Annotated in this window: 13 protein-coding genes; 10 read left to right on the forward strand and 3 right to left on the reverse strand. The window is 67.1% G+C overall.

Features of this window, described 5'->3' with window-relative positions; translation table 11 throughout:
- Nucleotides 1-16 precede the first annotated feature (16 nt).
- The gene (locus tag CG471_RS00210) at nucleotides 17-1,321 is read right to left on the reverse strand and encodes a homoserine dehydrogenase (RefSeq protein ID WP_010336871.1); all 1,305 of its coding nucleotides are present in this window, start codon (nucleotides 1,319-1,321) and stop codon (nucleotides 17-19) included.
- Nucleotides 1,322-1,430: 109 nt separating this feature from the next.
- Nucleotides 1,431-2,309 carry a hypothetical protein gene (locus CG471_RS00215; protein WP_099229756.1) on the reverse strand — a complete coding sequence of 293 codons (879 nt, stop codon included), beginning with the start codon at nucleotides 2,307-2,309 and terminating at the stop codon, nucleotides 1,431-1,433.
- Between the two features lie 249 nt (nucleotides 2,310-2,558).
- Between CG471_RS00215 and CG471_RS00220 the strand changes: the two genes are divergently transcribed.
- The 10 genes from CG471_RS00220 to CG471_RS00265 all read left to right on the forward strand — a co-directional run bounded on the left by CG471_RS00220 (nucleotide 2,559) and on the right by CG471_RS00265 (nucleotide 15,249).
- Nucleotides 2,559-3,236 carry an energy transducer TonB gene (locus CG471_RS00220; RefSeq protein WP_099229758.1) on the forward strand — a complete coding sequence of 226 codons (678 nt, stop codon included), beginning with the start codon at nucleotides 2,559-2,561 and terminating at the stop codon, nucleotides 3,234-3,236.
- 69 nt (nucleotides 3,237-3,305) lie between these two features.
- Entirely contained in the window at nucleotides 3,306-3,989 is a 684-nt protein-coding gene (locus tag CG471_RS00225) for a Fe2+-dependent dioxygenase (RefSeq protein ID WP_037509245.1), read from the forward strand.
- Nucleotides 3,990-4,272: 283 nt separating this feature from the next.
- Nucleotides 4,273-5,907 carry a TldD/PmbA family protein gene (locus tag CG471_RS00230; protein WP_004208452.1) on the forward strand — a complete coding sequence of 545 codons (1,635 nt, stop codon included), beginning with the start codon at nucleotides 4,273-4,275 and terminating at the stop codon, nucleotides 5,905-5,907.
- A 20-nt stretch (nucleotides 5,908-5,927) separates the two neighbouring features.
- Entirely contained in the window at nucleotides 5,928-7,262 is a 1,335-nt protein-coding gene (locus CG471_RS00235; RefSeq protein WP_010335921.1) for a TldD/PmbA family protein, read from the forward strand.
- Nucleotides 7,263-7,429: 167 nt separating this feature from the next.
- Nucleotides 7,430-8,125 carry a DUF4159 domain-containing protein gene (locus CG471_RS00240; RefSeq protein WP_099229914.1) on the forward strand — a complete coding sequence of 232 codons (696 nt, stop codon included), beginning with the start codon at nucleotides 7,430-7,432 and terminating at the stop codon, nucleotides 8,123-8,125.
- Between the two features lie 167 nt (nucleotides 8,126-8,292).
- A complete protein-coding gene (locus CG471_RS00245) occupies nucleotides 8,293-9,282 on the forward strand; it encodes a MoxR family ATPase (RefSeq protein WP_037509241.1) in 990 nt (329 codons plus the stop codon).
- A 15-nt stretch (nucleotides 9,283-9,297) separates the two neighbouring features.
- Nucleotides 9,298-10,191 (forward strand): DUF58 domain-containing protein, encoded by an 894-nt coding sequence (locus CG471_RS00250; protein ID WP_099229760.1) that lies wholly within the window; start codon nucleotides 9,298-9,300, stop codon nucleotides 10,189-10,191.
- Nucleotides 10,188-11,351, forward strand: a complete 1,164-nt coding sequence (locus CG471_RS00255) for a BatA domain-containing protein (RefSeq protein WP_099229762.1) — start codon at nucleotides 10,188-10,190, stop codon at nucleotides 11,349-11,351. The genes CG471_RS00250 and CG471_RS00255 overlap by 4 nt, the downstream gene beginning before the upstream one ends.
- On the forward strand, nucleotides 11,348-13,447 hold the full coding sequence (locus CG471_RS00260; RefSeq protein WP_099229764.1) for a DUF4175 family protein: 2,100 nt from the start codon (nucleotides 11,348-11,350) through the stop codon (nucleotides 13,445-13,447). Before CG471_RS00255 ends, CG471_RS00260 begins: the two co-directional genes overlap by 4 nt.
- Nucleotides 13,444-15,249 carry a hypothetical protein gene (locus CG471_RS00265; protein ID WP_099229766.1) on the forward strand — a complete coding sequence of 602 codons (1,806 nt, stop codon included), beginning with the start codon at nucleotides 13,444-13,446 and terminating at the stop codon, nucleotides 15,247-15,249. Before CG471_RS00260 ends, CG471_RS00265 begins: the two co-directional genes overlap by 4 nt.
- Here CG471_RS00265 and CG471_RS00270 read toward each other — a convergent pair.
- Entirely contained in the window at nucleotides 15,246-16,139 is an 894-nt protein-coding gene (locus CG471_RS00270) for a LysR family transcriptional regulator (protein WP_099229768.1), read from the reverse strand. The genes CG471_RS00265 and CG471_RS00270 overlap by 4 nt on opposite strands.
- Nucleotides 16,140-16,338 lie beyond the last annotated feature (199 nt).

Genomic DNA, 16,338 nt, shown 5'->3' on the forward strand with positions numbered 1-16,338 from the left:
ATCGGTTCCGGCGCGATCAATCCAGAATATGCATGACCATCGGCGTGTCGAGCAGGCTGTCGGAGCCGGCCAGCCGTTCCAGCGTCTCGCGCACGCAACGTTCCTCGCCGGCATGGGTGACGATCGCCACCAGCACGCCATCGGCCTGGTTGGCGCCGCGCTGGATCATGCTCTCGATCGAGACGCCGGCATCGCGGGTCGCGGCGGCAATCTCGGCCAGCACGCCGGGGCGATCCTGCACCTTGAAGCGCAGATAGGCGCGGCCGATCCGCTGGCCGGCGTCTGCCGGCTGCTGCGGGGTCAGGGCGGCGACCGGCATCGCGAGCGCATCGCCATATTCGTCGCGCGCCACGTCGATCAGGTCGGCGACCACCGCCGATGCGGTCGGGCCGTCGCCCGCGCCACGCCCCTGGAAGAAGAGGCGACCGACGAAATTGCCCTCGGCCACGACGGCGTTGAGCGAACCGTCGACATGGGCAAGCGGATGGTCGAGCGGCACCAGCATCGGATGGACGCGCTGGAACAGGCCTTCCGGCCCATTCTCCGCCATGCCGACCAGGCGGATGCGGAAGCCCAGCGCCGCCGCCTCGGCAATGTCGGCGGCGATCACATGGCGGATGCCGGTGGTGGCGACATGGTCGAAGTCCAGTTCGGTGCCAAAGGCGAGGCTGGCGAGGATGGTCAGCTTGTGCGCGGCATCGACGCCGTCAATGTCGAAGCTCGGATCGGCCTCGGCATAGCCCAGTTCCTGGGCTTCCTTCAGCACCTCGTCAAAGCCCCGGCCTTCCTTCTCCATGGTGGTCAGGATGTAATTGCAGGTGCCGTTGAGGATGCCATAGACGCGGCTGATCTCGTTGGCGGCCGCGCCTTCGCGCATGCCCTTGATCACCGGGATGCCGCCGGCGACCGCGGCTTCATATTTGAGCGCCACGCCGGCCTTCTCGGCGCGGCTGGCAAGGTCCAGGCCATGATGGGCCAGCATCGCCTTGTTCGCGGTGACGAACGGCTTGCCGGCGGCCAGGCACTGGCGGGCGAGGGTGAGGGCCGGGCCATCGGCGCCACCGATCAGTTCGACCACCACGTCGATATCGTCGCGGGTCGCCAGCGTCGTCATGTCGTCGACCCATTCATAGGGGGACAGGTCGACGCCGCGATCCTTGTTGCGGTCGCGCGCGGAGATGGCGACCACCTGCACCGGGCAGCCGGCCCGGCGGGCAATCAGGTCGCCATTGGTGTTGAGCAGGCGAATGACGCCGCCACCCACCGTTCCGAGGCCAACGAGCGCGACGCGCAGCGGGGCATGGCGGTGGAGATTGGTCATGGCGTTTCCTGGTCCTTCGCACTGTAAGAGCCGCGCTGATAGCGGCCCGAGCGCCGCTGTCCAAGGAAAAGCACAGCGGCGCCCGATTGAAAGATAAGTGCGTAGGGGGTCAGCTCGGCTTTCGATTGCGTGCGCACCGGCCAAGTGCGTTCAGGACGAACTGGTAATCGGCGCGGGCGGCTTCGGCGTCCTGCACTGCCAGGGTGCGGACCGACCGGGCCGGCAAAGTGGCCGGCAGGCTGCAGCTCAACCGATACCAGAGCAGGCTGCCGGGGGCAGGGGCGCGGGCGGCTTCGTCGACGATTTCGCCCAGCGCCACGGCCCAGCTGGGCTGTTGTCCGGGGCGGCGGATGATCGACAGCGAGACCGGATCGCCATTTTCGGTGCGCAGGAAAATCTGGGTCTCGCCTTCGCCGGCGATCGTGCCTGCCACATGGAAAGCGTCGCCCAGGCCGATGATTCGCGGTGCGGCATCGGGTGCGACCAGGGCGGACAGCACCGCCTTCACCCGTTCGACCTCGGCGGGGGTGGCGGCGATCTGCGCATCGCGCGCGATCAACTGAATCTGGCCCGGACGCCCGCCCGGACGGGCGAACAGCAGCACCTGTGCCTTTTTCAGCTTGGGTATCTTGCCCTTCGAATCAAGGCGAGCGTCATAAAGATAGCCGAGGGTCGGGCTTATGCCCCCTTCACCGCGAATCAGTGCGGTCACTTCGGCCTCGACATAGACCCTGCGATAGCCCGCAGGGACGTCCGGAGCCTGTTCGGGCTTCAACGGGACGATGTTGCTAATGCGCACGTTGGCAACCAGCGGCGCCGCATCGGAAAGGTCGGCAATGTCGGCATAGGTCAATCCGGCGGCGATCGTCGATGATTGCGCTGTCATCGAATTTGTCTGAGAAAATGCCGGGAAAACGGCGGTATATGAGGCCGAAATGAGGCACAGCGAGGCGAGCGTCTTCATGGCCGTGGTGGATTTCTTCTGCATCTTCGTCCTATGCTATCAGCCCGTGGCAGGGATGTCACAGGCAAGTCATTCCGGTGTGTGATGGTAAACGCAAGCCGGTAGTTCGATAAAGCGTTTGCGTGCCACGATGCGCCGCGATAGGAGTTCGCACGGTAGCAAATGGACGGATAAGGGCCAAAGGTGGTCGGGGATAGCCCCGGGCAGCTCGGGCCGTTTTTGGCTGATTTGTACAACCCACTGGTAAGATGAGTTAAGGAGTGTCGTTGCCGAATGGCCTATGCTGACCACTCGCAAGGATCGAGTCGTACGATATCGATCGTCATCGTCGCCCTGATTCACGCTGTTCTCGGCTATGCCTTCGTCACCGGTCTTGGCATGAAATATGTCAAAAAGGCGGCGGAACAGCTGAACGTGATCGACGTGAAGGAGGAGCCCCCGCCACCTGACGAGGAGCCGCCGCCGCCGCCGCCGGACAAGCCGATTGAGCCTCCGCCGGTCGTCGCGCCGCCGCCGATCGTCCAGACGCCGGTCCCGCCGGTGCAGATCGCCACCACGCCCGATCCGGTCCCCGCGCCATCGCCGGTCGCGGTGTCGGCCCCGCCATCGCCGCCGGCCCCTGCCGCGCCGGTCATGGCTGCCGCCGCCCCTTCGGTCGTCCAAGCCGGCGATATCGGCGCGCAGATGGTGTCGGGCAAGCCGCCCCGCTATCCGATCGACAGCCGGCGCAAGCGCGAGCAGGGTACGGTCGTCCTGGCGCTGGTGGTCGGCACCGACGGCGGCGTCGAGAGCATCGGCATCGCCCGCAGCAGCGGCTTCGCGCGACTGGATGATGCCGCGCGCGATGCGGTCAAGCATTGGCGCTGGCGCCCGATCATCCGTGACGGTCAGGCCGTGCGGGTGAAGGGCGTGGTCGAAATCCCCTTCGTCATCCGCACCGACAAGGCCTGATCGACAGCGCCTCACCGGCGCGCCTTGCGCGACCGCAGGCCCAGGCCATCCCGCCCCGGAGTATCCTTCATGCTGATCGTCATTCCCGACCTGATCGATGCCGCCGGCGTCGCCCACATCCGCGCGCTGATCGATGCGGCGCAATGGGTCGATGGCAATGTCACCTCCGGCCATCAGTCGGCACTGGCCAAGCGCAACCTGCAATTGCCCGAAAGCGCGCCGGAAGCGCGCCAGGCGGGGCAGATGATTCTCGATGCGCTCGGTCGATCGCCGCTGTTCATCGCCGCCGCGCTGCCGCTCAAGATCTTTCCGCCCCTGTTCAACAGCTATGCCGGGGGGCAGGCGTTCGGCACCCATGTCGACAATGCCGTGCGCATCCAGGCCGGCACCGGCTTCCGCGTCCGGTCCGACCTGTCGATCACCGTCTTCCTGGAGGAGCCGGAAAGCTATGAGGGTGGCGAACTGACGATCGAGACCCATTTCGGCGTGCAGCAGGTGAAGCTGCCGGCGGGGCAGGCGGTGCTCTATCCCTCCTCCTCGCTGCATCGGGTCGAACCGGTGACGCAGGGGCGCCGCGTCGCCAGTTTCTTCTGGATGCAGTCGATGATCCGTGACGACGCCGCGCGCCAGATGCTGTTCGATCTCGACAGTTCGATCCAGCAACTGGCGCTCGATCGCGGCCATGACGATGCGCAGGTGATCCGCCTGACCGGCGTCTATCATAATCTGCTGCGCCGCTGGGCCGACGCCTGAGCCTGCTGTCAGCTTGTGACTATGGCTAACTGACTGGCAATTATAGCGAATCTATAGCCGTAGCGCCGCGCGTGCAGACGCTGGCCCGCCGCACATGTCGTTCGTCGGCCTGTGTTGCCGGTTGGTCGAAAGCCCGCATGCCACGCCTTGTCGCTCGGAAAAGCCGTTTGACCTCACCTGTCCGGCTCGCAATGATCCGCGCCATCCACGCGGGGGGTGCCAAGGGGGTGGCCTTCGCGACAAGACAGACCCGCGATCTGCGGGCATTCCAGTGGAGGCTATCTTGCATAGACGCGACTTCCTGGCCTTTGGCACCATGGGTGTCGGCGGGCTCGTCCTGCCGTCCTTTTTCGGCAAGGTCATTGCAGCAGAGGATCTGAACAGCGCGCTCGACGTCGGTTTCAAGAAGGGGCTGGCCGACGCCGCGATGAACGCGGCCAAGAGCGCCGGCGCCAGCTATTGCGACGTGCGCGTCGGCCGCTATCTGCGCCAGTTCGTCATCACCCGCGAAAAGAACGTCGAGAATATCGTCAACACCGAATCCACCGGTGTCGGCATCCGCGTTCTCGCCAATGGCGCCTGGGGCTTTGCCGCCACCAATGAACTGAGCAAGGAAGCGGTCGCCAAGGCCGCGCAGCAGGCGGTCGCCATCGCCAAGGCGAATGCGCCGCAGCAGAGCGCGCCGGTCCAGCTCGCCCCGGTCAAGGGCGCGGGCGAGGTCAGCTGGAAGACGCCGATCGTCAAGAACAGCATGGCCGTGCCGATCAAGGACAAGGTCGAGCTGCTGATGGGCGTGAACGCCGCCGCGATGGAAGCAGGCGCCGACTTCGTCAATTCGATCCTGTTCCTGGTCAATGAGCAGAAATATTTCGCCAGCACCGATGGCAGCTATATCGACCAGGATGTCCACCGCATCTGGGCACCGATGACGGTCACCGCGGTCGACAAGACCAGCGGCAAGTTCCGCACGCGCGAGGGGCTGTCCTCGCCGATGGGCCTGGGCTTCGAATATCTGGACGGCGCCGCCAGCGGCAAGACCGTGCTGCCCAATGGCGTCACCGTCTATGGCAACAGCTATGACATGAAGGAAGACGCGATCGCGGCCGCCAAGCAGGCGCGTGCGAAGCTCAAGGCGCCGTCGGTCAAGCCGGGCAAATATGACCTGGTGCTCGATCCGTCGCACACCTGGCTGACCATCCACGAATCCGTCGGCCATCCGCTCGAACTGGACCGCGTGCTGGGCTATGAGGCGAACTATGCCGGCACCAGCTTCGCCACGATGGACAAGCTGCAGGCCCATTTCCAATATGGCAGCGACAAGGTGAACATCGTCGCCGACAAGGTTCAGCCCGGCAGCCTGGGCGCGGTCGCCTATGATGACGAGGGCGTGAAGACCAAGAAGTGGGATCTGATCCGCGACGGCAAGCTGGTCGGCTATCAGGCGATCCGTGACCAGGCCCATATCGAGGGCAAGAAGGAATCGGACGGCTGCGCCTATGCCGATAGCTGGTCCAATGTGCAGTTCCAGCGCATGGCCAATGTCAGCCTGGAACCGGGCAAGACCAAGCAGAGCGTTGCCGACATGATCGCGGGTGTCGAGGACGGCATCTACATCATCGGCGACGGCAGCTTCTCGATCGACCAGCAGCGTTACAACGCCCAGTTTGGCGGCCAGCTCTTCTACGAGATCAAGAACGGCAAGATCACCCAGCAGATCGAGGATGTCGCCTACCAGATCCGCACCCCGGAATTCTGGAATGCCTGCGTCGGCGTCTGCGACCAGAGCGATTATCGCCTGGGTGGCTCCTTCTTCGACGGCAAGGGCCAGCCGGCCCAGGTCTCCGCCGTGTCGCACGGGTCTTCGACCGCGCGCTTCAACGGTATCAACGTCATCAACACCGCGCGTTCGCTCGGCTGATCGCTTAGGGAGACAAGAACATGAGCATCCTTACCGAAGCGCAGGCCAAGGCCATCCTGACCAAGGTCGTCGCCCTGTCGAAGGCCGACGAGTGCACCGCGCAACTGACCGGCAAGATCCAGGGCAATATCCGCTTTGCCCGCAACGACGTGTCGACCGCGGGGCTGACCGACGATATCGAGCTTGCGGTCCAGGTCGCCTATGGCAAGAAGGTCGGCACCGCCACCATCAACCAGTTTGACGATGCCTCGCTGGAACGCGTGGTGCGCCGCGCCGAAACGCTGGCCAATCTGGCCCCTGACAATCCGGAATTCATGCCGGCGGTGGACAGGCAGGCCTATAAGGCGAGCCCGACCTTCGCCCAGTCGACCGCCGACATCACGCCCGAATATCGCGCCCAGGTGGCGTCGACCTCGATCACTGCCTGCAAGTCGCAGAAGCTGATCGCGGCCGGCTATCTGGAGGATAATCAGAGCTTCGTCGCGATCGCCAACAGCAAGGGCAATTTCGGCTATCAGCGTTCGACCATGCTGGATTATACCTGCACCGTCCGTACCGAAGATGGCCGGGGTTCCGGCTGGGTCGGCACCGACACGCAGGACGCCACCCGCTTCAAGGCAGACAGCGATATCCAGATCGCCATGCGCAAGGCATCGGCCTCGTCCGAGGCCAAGGCGCTGGAGCCGGGCAAATATACCGTGATCCTGGAACCGATGGCGGCCGCTGGCCTGATCGGTTTCATGTTCTACTTCTTCGGCGCGCGCGAGGCGGACGAGGGCCGCAGCTTCCTGTCGAAGAAGGGCGGCGGCAACAAGCTGGGCGAACAGGTGTTCGGGCCGCAGGTCAATTTCTACACCGACCCGTGGGATCCGGTCGCGCCCTGCCTGCCCTGGGACGATGATGGCCTCGCCCGTCAGCGCGTCGACATGGTCAAGGACGGCAAGGTCACCAACCTCAATTACAGCCGCTACTGGGCGAGCAAGCAGGGCAAGCCTGCGATCGGCCAGATGGGCAATATCCTGATGACCGGCGGCACCAAGACCACCGCCGATCTAGTCCGCTCGACCGAGCGCGGCGTGCTCGTCACCCGCACCTGGTATATCCGCATGGTCGACCCGCAGACCGTGCTGCTGACCGGCCTGACCCGTGACGGCACCTTCTATGTCGAGAACGGCCAGATCAAATATCCGATCAAGAATTTCCGGTTCAACGAGAGCCCGGTGATCATGCTCAACAATGTCGAAGAGCTGGGTCGCCCGGTCCGCGTGCCGCCGGACGAAGTGTCGATGAACATCGTCGTGCCGCCGATGAAGCTGCGCGACTTCACCTTCACCTCGCTCTCGGACGCGGTGTGACGGTTTGAGCTGTGCGTGATCCTCCCCTGTGAAGGGGAGGGGGACCATTGCGAAGCAATGGTGGAGGGGTGTCACCCTATCGATAGCGGGACACCCCTCCGTCTGGCTTCGCCAGCCACCTCCCCTTCCAGGGGAGGATCATGCAAATCCCTATGTGATTGGATGTGATGACACGCGGCGAGTTTCTTCGGTTGATGGCGGGCGGTCTGGCTGGCGCAATGCTGGCCCGTCCCCTTGCCGCCGCGGGAGGCTATGATTTCTGGTTCACGCGGCTGCGCTATGACTCGGGCGACTGGGACGTCGACCAGCGCATGCCGTCCAACCTCATCACCTCGCTGATCGATTATACGACGCTGCGGGTCGATCCGAAGGAGCATGTCATCGCCCTTTCGGACCCGAAGATGCTGACCGCGCCCTTCTGCTACATGGCAGGGCACAAGCTGGTCGAGTTCTCGGAGGCCGAGCGGTGCAATTTCGAGCGCTATGTCCGCAATGGCGGCTTCGTCCTGGTGGATGATTGCAACCACGACATAGACGGGTTGTTCGCGCGCTCGTTCGAGGCGCAGATGGCCAAGATTTTCCGCCCCAAGGGCTTGAAGACGCTGCCCAGGACCCACCCGGTCTATCGCAGCTTCTTCAAGTTTGACGGGCCGCCCAATACCGCGCTGGAGCTGAACGGCTGGGGCGACGATCTGGTCCACGACTATCTCAAGGGGATAGAGGTGAACGGGCGCCTGGGCGTTCTCTACAGCAACAAGGATTATGGCTGCGAGTGGGACTATGACTGGCGCAACAAGCGCTTCCTGGCCGAGGATAATACCAGGTTCGCGGTCAATATCGTGATGTACGCGCTGTCGTCGTGACGGCGGCGTCATCATTCCTCCCCTCTAAGGGGAGGGGGACCGGCGAAGCCGGTGGAGGGGTGTAAAGCTATCGTGAGGGGGACACCCCTCCGTCAGGCCTGCGGCCTGCCACCTCCCCTTGCAGGGGAGGAATTTGGCGGCCGAAAGCCGACAACAAGGAAACAGGAATGACCGATATCAGTGAAGCGGAAATCCAGCAGAAACTGGCGCGCCTGGGCGAATTGCGCGCGGCGATCGGCCAGGCGATCGTGGGGCAGGGGGCCGTGGTCGAACAGTTGCTGATCGGCCTGCTCGCCGGCGGCCATTGCCTGCTCGAAGGGGTGCCGGGCCTCGGCAAGACCTTGCTGGTCCGCTCGCTCGGCGAAGCGCTCAAGCTCGACTTCCGCCGGGTGCAGTTCACGCCGGACCTGATGCCCAGCGACATTCTCGGCACCGAATTGCTGGAGGAGGATCATGGCACCGGCCATCGCAGCTTCCGATTCCAGAAGGGGCCGGTCTTCACCAACCTGCTGCTGGCCGACGAACTCAACCGTACCCCGCCCAAGACCCAGGCGGCGCTGCTGGAGGCGATGCAGGAGCGGACCGTCAGCTATGGCGGCACCACCTATCAGCTGCCATCGCCCTTTTTCGTGCTGGCGACGCAGAATCCGCTGGAACAGGCCGGCACCTATCCGCTGCCCGAAGCGCAGCTCGACCGCTTCCTCCTCCATATCCGGGTCGATTATCCGACCGAGCAGGAGGAGCATGACATCCTCGCCCAGACCACCGGCGCCAAGCCTGGCGCGGTCCCGGCGGTGATGCAGGGCGAGGAGGTGCTGGCGCTGCAGAAACTGGTGCGCGACGTGCATTTCGGCGAGGATCTGCTGCGCTGGGTGACGCGGATCGTGCGGGCGAGCCGTCCGGGCGAGGGTGCGCCGGACGAGATCCGCAAATATGTGAAATGGGGCGCCGGCCCGCGCGCCGGCCAGTCGCTGATCCTGGCGGCCAAGGCGCGGGCGCTGCTGCAGGGCCGTCTGGCGGCGACGCGTGAGGATATCGTTGCGCTGGCCGGGCCGGTGATGCGCCACCGCCTGCTGCTGTCCTTCGCCGCCGAGGCGGAAGGGAAGAGTGCCGATGATGTCGTCGCCGCGCTCGTCCGCGCCGTGCCGCTCGGCTGATCCGGACGCGCAATCATGGCCGATTTCATTCCCCCAGACGTGCGGAGCCGGCTGAAAAGCCTGCGCCTCGTCACGCGCCGGGCGGTGGGATCGCATGGCCTGGGCTTGCATCACAGCCATAGCCGGGGGGCGGGCCTCGAATTCGCGCAATATCGCGCCTATGAGCCGGGCGACGAGCTGCGCCAGATCGACTGGAAACTCTATGCCCGGTCGGACAAGTTCTTCGTCCGCGAGGCGGAACGGGAAAGCCCGGTCGCGGTCTGGATATTGATGGATGCCAGCGCCTCGATGGGGCAGGCGGACGCGATCCGGCCCGATTATGGCCGGCTCGATGCGGCCAAGGGGATCGCCGCGAGCATTGCCGAACTGGCGATGCAGCAGGGCGATCGCTTCGGCTGGATGGCGCTCTCCGACACGGGGCTGCGGCTGCTCCCGCCTGCCACCGGCCTGCGCCAGCGCGACCGGCTGTTGCTCGACATGCTGCCGCTGCGGGCTGCAGGGGGCTTTGCCGCCGACGCGCAATTGGCACCGGTCTGGGAACGGATCGGCGCGCATGATCTGGTGATTTTGCTCAGCGACTGTTTCGAACCCGGCGCGATCGATCTGGTCGAGAAGCTGTCGGCGGCCGGGCGCGAGGTTCTGGTGATCGAGATGCTGACCGTGGGCGAGCGGGATTTCCCGTTCGACGGCGGCTATCGCTTCCGCGATCCGGAGACGGGCGAGGAGCTGCTGGGCGATGGCCCCGCGCTGCGCGCCGAATTTCTGCGCCGTTTCTGTGAGGCGCGGGCGGAGTTGCATGCCCGGCTCGATGCGGTCGGCTACCCCCCGGCGGCCCCTGTGGTGGACGCGCCGGCCGGCCCGCCGCTCCCCCGGCTGCGCCCGGCTCATGACGCGGCCGAATATTCATGACGCCCGCCTTGCTGCTCCCCGGCGCGCTGGCCGGCCTGCTGGCGCTGCTGATCCCGCTCGCGATCCACATCGCCCGGCGCAGCGAGCAATTGCCGACCGATTTCGCCGCGCTGCGCTGGCTGCGGCAGAAGCCCAAGCCCCGTTCCCGGCTACGGTTCGACGAATGGCTGTTGCTCGTCCTGCGCCTCGCCCTGCTGACGCTGGTCGTGCTGTGGCTGGCCCATCCGGTACTGTTCGGGGCGGCGAGCACACAGCCCTATGTCGCGCTGACGCCGGGCGTCGATCCGGCGGCGGTGGACGACAAGGCGCTGGCCGATGGCAGGGCGCATTGGCTGGCCCCCGGCTATCCCCGCGTTGAACCGGGCAAGCCGATCATGACCGACGCCATCCCGCTCGCCAGTCTGGTGCGCCAGCTGGACGCTGAGCTGCCGCAGGGCGCGCCGCTCACCATCATCGTGCCGCAGATGATTCAGGGCGCCGATGCGGAGCGGCCGCGCCTGTCGCGCAAGGTCGACTGGCGCATCGTCCCCGGCGCGATGTCGGCGGGCAAGCCTGTGCCGGTGATGGTGCCGCGGATCGCGATCCGAGCCGATGCGAGCCATGCTGCGGGGCTGCGTTACCTCAATGCTGCTGCACTTGCCTGGCAGCCGGCGGGCAAGTCGGCCGATGTCGACAGCGGCCCGCTCAACGCCGCACTGCCGCCGTCGGACAAGATCTTGTTCTGGATGAGCGCCGGCAGTCTGCCCGAAGCGCTGCAACGCTGGATCGCGCAAGGCGGGCAGGCGATCGTCGCGTCGGACGCCTTGCTGCCCCAGGGCGCGACGCCCGCACCCCTGTGGCAGGATGATCTTGCCCGGCCGCTGGTGGAGGCGATGCCGATCGGCAAGGGCCGGCTGCTCCGTTTCACCCGCTCATTGCAGCCCGCGCAGATCCCGCAATTGCTGGAGGTCGATTTCCCCGTCCGCCTGCGCGCGCTGATCCAGCCGCCGAGCGTCGCGCCCCAACGCGCCGATGCCGCCGCCTATGCGCCGCTGACCGGCGGACGCGCCTATCCGCAACCGCCGGCCGACTTGCGGCCCTGGCTGGCGCTGCTGATCGCGGCGCTGCTGCTGGTCGAACGCTGGTTCGCCACCAGCAAAAAGCGGGGGATCGCGCCATGAGCGCTGACGCCCTGCTCTCGACTTGGCTGACGCCCAGTCGCCGGCGCGTGCGGCTTGATACACTGCTGCTCGGCCTGCCGATCCTGCTGCTGGCAAGCGCGCTGGTCTGTCGCTTCGCCGGACTGGTGCCTGCAGTGATCCTGCTGCTGCTCGGCGCCGGCCTGCTCGGCGCCCTCATCGTCCGTCGTGCCCGGAACTTTGACCAGGCCTGGCTGGTCCGCCGCCTCGACGCGAGCCGCGCCGATCTGGAGGATAGCAGCGCGCTGATCTTCGCCGATCCGCAGGGCTTGGGACCGCTGCAGCGGCTGCAACGATCCCGCCTTGACCAGCGGCTAGGGCAGGGCGTGCCGCAGGATCTGGCGCCGGACTGGTCGCGCCGCGCGATCGCCGCGCTCTGGACCGTGGCCCTGCTCGGCATCGTGGCCCTGCTGTTCTGGCCGCGCGGCAGCGACAAACCCGTCATGCTGGCTCCCGCCGCCGAAGGCCTTGCCGCAAAGCCCGGCGTCCCGCGCCTGGTCGCCCAGAATCTGCGCATCATTCCGCCCGCCTACACCGGCCTGCCGCTGCGTGACGAGGCCAAGCTCGACGCCCGCGCGCCGCTCGGATCGCGGCTCGAATGGACCTTCCGCTTCGATCCGCAGGCGAGCGCGCCGGCGTTGCTGCCGCTTGGCGGCGCGGGCGTGGCGCTGCGCCGCGATGGCGATCACTGGATCGCCAGCCGCACGCTGGATGCCTCCTTCCTCTACCGCGTCGACCCTGCATCCGGGCGCGGGCCGCTGCCGCCGCTGCACCGGATCGACGGCGTGGCCGATGCGCCGCCGCAGGTGAAGCTGATCGCGCCCGCCGCCAGCCTCAACATGGTGACGCCGGGCCAGCGCAGCTGGACGCCGGTCTTCGCCGCGAGCGACGATTATGGCGTCGCCGCCACCGCCCGGCTGCGCATCACCTTGGCGATTGGCGAGGGCGAGAATATCCGCTTCACCGAGCGCGAGATCGCCGTGTCCGGCACCGGCCCGGCGCGCGACCGGCGCTTCGCCCCGCGCCTCGATTTCGGCGCACTCGGCTTTTCGGCCGGCGGCGACATGGTGGTGCAGATCATCGTGCGCGACAATCGCGTGCCATCGCCGCAGGAAGTGCGCGGTCCCAGTGTCATCCTGCGCTGGCCCGCGGCCAAGGCACCCGAAAGCGGTGGTCTTCAGGGCATGGTCAACACCACTTTGCCGGCCTATTTCCGCAGCCAGCGCCAGATCATCATCGATGCCGAGGCGCTGCTGAAGCGCAAGCGCAGCCTGTCGGCCGACAAATATCTGTCGCAATCCAACTCCATTGGCAACGACCAGAAAATCCTGCGCGGCCGCTACAGCCAGTTCCTGGGCGGCGAGAGCGAAGGCGAACCCAGCCTGCCGACCGCCGATGCGGATGGCCATGGCGAGGGTGACGGCCATGATCATGGCCCGCCGGTCGCGGCGCCCAATGTGTTTGGCGAGAAGGAGGATGTGCTGGCGGAATTTGGCCATCCGCACGATGAATCCCCCGCCTCCAGCCTGGATCCGGAAACCCGCGCGATCCTGAAACAGGCGGTGGACGAGATGTGGCAGTCGGAAATGCAATTGAAGCAGGGCCGGCCGGACCTGGCTTTGCCCTTCGCCTACAAGGCGCTGCGCTTCATCAAGGAAGTGCAGCAGGCGACCCGCATCTTCCTGTCGCGCGTCGGCCCGGAACTGCCGCCGATCGATCCCGCCCGGCGCATGACCGGCAAGCGCGAGGGGATTGCCGGCCATTTCGAGCCGCTGGTTGCGGTCGAGGGCGATGACGGCCCGGCCGCCACCGCCTGGCGCGGGCTGGCGCAGGGACCGGTGCCGCTCGATGCGCTGGAGGGCTGGGCCCGCAGCAATGCGGCGCGCCTGCCCGATCCGCTGGCCTTGAGCGGCGCGATCGACGCGGTTCGTCGTGAACCGGGCTGCGCTTCCTGTCGCGACAAGTTGCGTGCGCAATTGTGGATGGCGATGGAGCGGCCGCAGGGCGGCGTGGCGCGGCGGCGGCCGGCCGACGTTGCCGGCGCCCGCTATCTCGGCGCGATCGGGGGACGGCCATGAATGCGCAACTCATCACCGCGCTGCTCCTCGGCGCGGCCGTGCTGGTCGGCTGGGGAAGGCTGCTCTTGTGGCAGCGTTCGGCCGGCGATCTGGGCGCGCGCCTATGGCGCCTCGCTGCCCTGCTGTTGCTCCAGCCGGTTGTCGCGCTGCTCCTCTATTTTGGCCTCTTCCCACCCGCGCTGCCGGTGGCAAGCGGCACGCTGACCGTCGCGACCCAGGGCAGTTCGCGCTTCGCCTCGGCCGGCAAGGGTGCGCATCTGGTTGCGCTGCCCGAAGCGCCGGACATGGCGGGCGCGCAGGCGGTGCCGGATCTGGCGACCGCGCTGCGTCGCTATCCCGACACGCGCCGCCTGATCATCCTGGGGCAGGGCCTCGTCGCCCGCGACCGCGATGCCGCACGGGGACTGGCGATCGATTACACGCCGCCGCCGCCCCGTCCTGGCCTGATCGCCCTGGCCAGACCCGAACGGATCGCGCCGGGCGCAACCTTCGCCGTCGGCGGACAGGTTGCCGGCCTGCCCAAGGCGCAGGTCGAATTGCTCGATCCCGCCGGGCGCGTCACTGATGCCGCCCCGGTGGATGCCGATGGCCGCTTCAGCCTGACCGGCACCGCGCGCGCCGCCGGCACCGCCGAATTCACCCTGCGTCTGCGCCGCGCCGATGGCGGGCTGGTCGAACAGGCGGCGGTACCGCTGCTGGTCGAGGGCGATGCCGCGCCGCGCCTGCTGATCCTCGCCGGGGCGCCGGGGCCGGAGGTCAAATATCTGCGCCGTTGGGCGACCGACGCCGGCTATGCCGTCACCGTCAACATGAGCGCGGGCGGCGGGGTTGCGCTGGGCGACGCACCGGTGGCGATCAACGCCGCCAGCCTGCGCCACTATGACCTGCTGGTTGTCGACGATCGCGCCTGGTCCGGCCTTGGCGGCGGACGCGGCGCGGTGCTGGAAGCGGTGCGCGGCGGCATGGGCCTGATCCTGCGCGGCAGCGGCCCGGCCGACGGCGCGCTGCGCGGCCAGTGGCGCGCGCTGGGTTTCGATCTGTCCGGCGGCAATGGCGTCGCGCCGATCGCCCTGCCGGCGCCGCTGGCCGCCGATCGCGCCCGCACCCGTGCAGGCATCGGCAGCGCCGACATCCCTGCGGACCTCAATATCGGCGACGACCTCCTGCCCGAAGCGACCCGCATGGACGGCGTCCCGGCCGGCCGCGACGCGGTGCCACTGGTGCAGGACGCCGGCGGCACGCCGCTCGCCGCCTGGCGCGCGCTTGGCGCGGGCCGGGTCGCGGTCTGGACCGGCCTCGACAGCTTCGGCCTGGTGCTGAGCGGCCGGGGCGATCTTTACGGCGAGTGGTGGGGGCGGATGATGACCGCCGTCGTGCGCCCGGCACCGGGGTCTGTTCCCGCCTTCACCGGCCCGGCCTGGGTTGGCGAGCGGATCAGCTTGTGCGGCCTGAAGCCGGGCGCCCATATCGATGGCGCGCCCTTGGCGATCGATCCCGCGACCGGCGATTGCGCCGCCTGGTGGCCCGATCGGGCGGGATGGCATCAGTTGCGCCGGGCGGATGGCGCATTCGCCGCCTTCTACATCTATCCCGCCAATGCCCTGCCGGCCTTGCGCATCGCGCAGATGCATCAGGCCATGGCCCTGCTGCAGGGCGCCGATAAAAAGAGCGACGTCATGATTGGCGGACGATCCGTTCCCGGTCCGTCCTGGCCCTGGCTTCTCGGATGGCTGATCGCCAGCGCCCTGCTCTGGTGGTTCGAGCGGTCCCGGATCGGCCGCGCGGCGGCCCCGCAGTCCTAACCCACGCCCAGCATCATCGGTCGCAACCGCTCGCTGGTCGCGACCAGCCAGCCGACAAACTGGTCGATCCGGGCAATGCCGCGCAGGTCGCGGGGCACCACCAGCCAGAAGCTGCGCTGGATATCGACCGCCTCGGGCAGGACGCGGACCAGTCCCGGCATGGCGTCGCCGATGAAGCAGGGCAATATGCCGCAGCCTGCACCGCTGGCGATGATCTCCGCCTGGGCGTTGATGCTGCTCGACCGGATCGCCGGTTCCAGCCGGGCATCGACTTCCGCCAGATAGCGTAGTTCGGGCGCATAGATCTGATCGGGGACATAGCCGACCAGCACATGGCGCAGCAGGTCGCCTTTGGCCTTCAACGGCGGCGCGCCGTCCAGGTAAGCGGGTGTGGCGTAGAGGCCGAGATGATAGTCGGTCAGCTTGCGGGTGATCAGCGGGCCGGTCTTGGGCCGGGCCAGCATCACCGCGATGTCCGCCTCGCGCCGGGAGGGGTTGAGGAAGCCGCTCGACGCCACCAGGTCGATCTCGATCCGGGGATGGTCGGCGGTGAAGCTGCGCAGATGCGGCGCGATCACCCGGCTGCCAAAGCCCTCCGATGCGCTCAGGCGGATCGTCCCGGCCATCTGCGCGCCGGCCGCGCTGCCGCTCCGCTGCACCCCCAGCGCCGCCGCCTCCATCCGTTCGGCCTGTTCCAGCAGGCGGGTGCCATGGTCGGTCAGCACATGGCCGGCCGGCGTATGCTCGAACAGGCGTTGCTCCAGCGCCTGCTCCAGCCGCTTGATCCGCCGCGATATGGTCGTGGCGTCCATCTTGGTCATCGCCGCCGCCGCGCTCAATCGCTCGGTGCGCGCCACCGCCAGGAACAGGCGCAGATCGTCCCAGTTCATGGGGGCGGCATTTTTGCAGGATGAATATGCATATCCGTCAGCTTGCCTGCATTTATGATATCCTGCAAGGCAGGGTGAAAGCATCGTGCGGAAAAGTGGGAACCGGTTTTCCGCTTCAAGCGATGCGACAAAAGAAGTTGGAGCGCGCGACTTGCGTCAGAGTGATCGCAGCGCGCTCCAAAGCATATTGGAGAGGATG

This window comes from Sphingobium sp. IP1 (assembly GCF_002708645.1).
GTDB lineage: Bacteria > Pseudomonadota > Alphaproteobacteria > Sphingomonadales > Sphingomonadaceae > Sphingobium > Sphingobium yanoikuyae.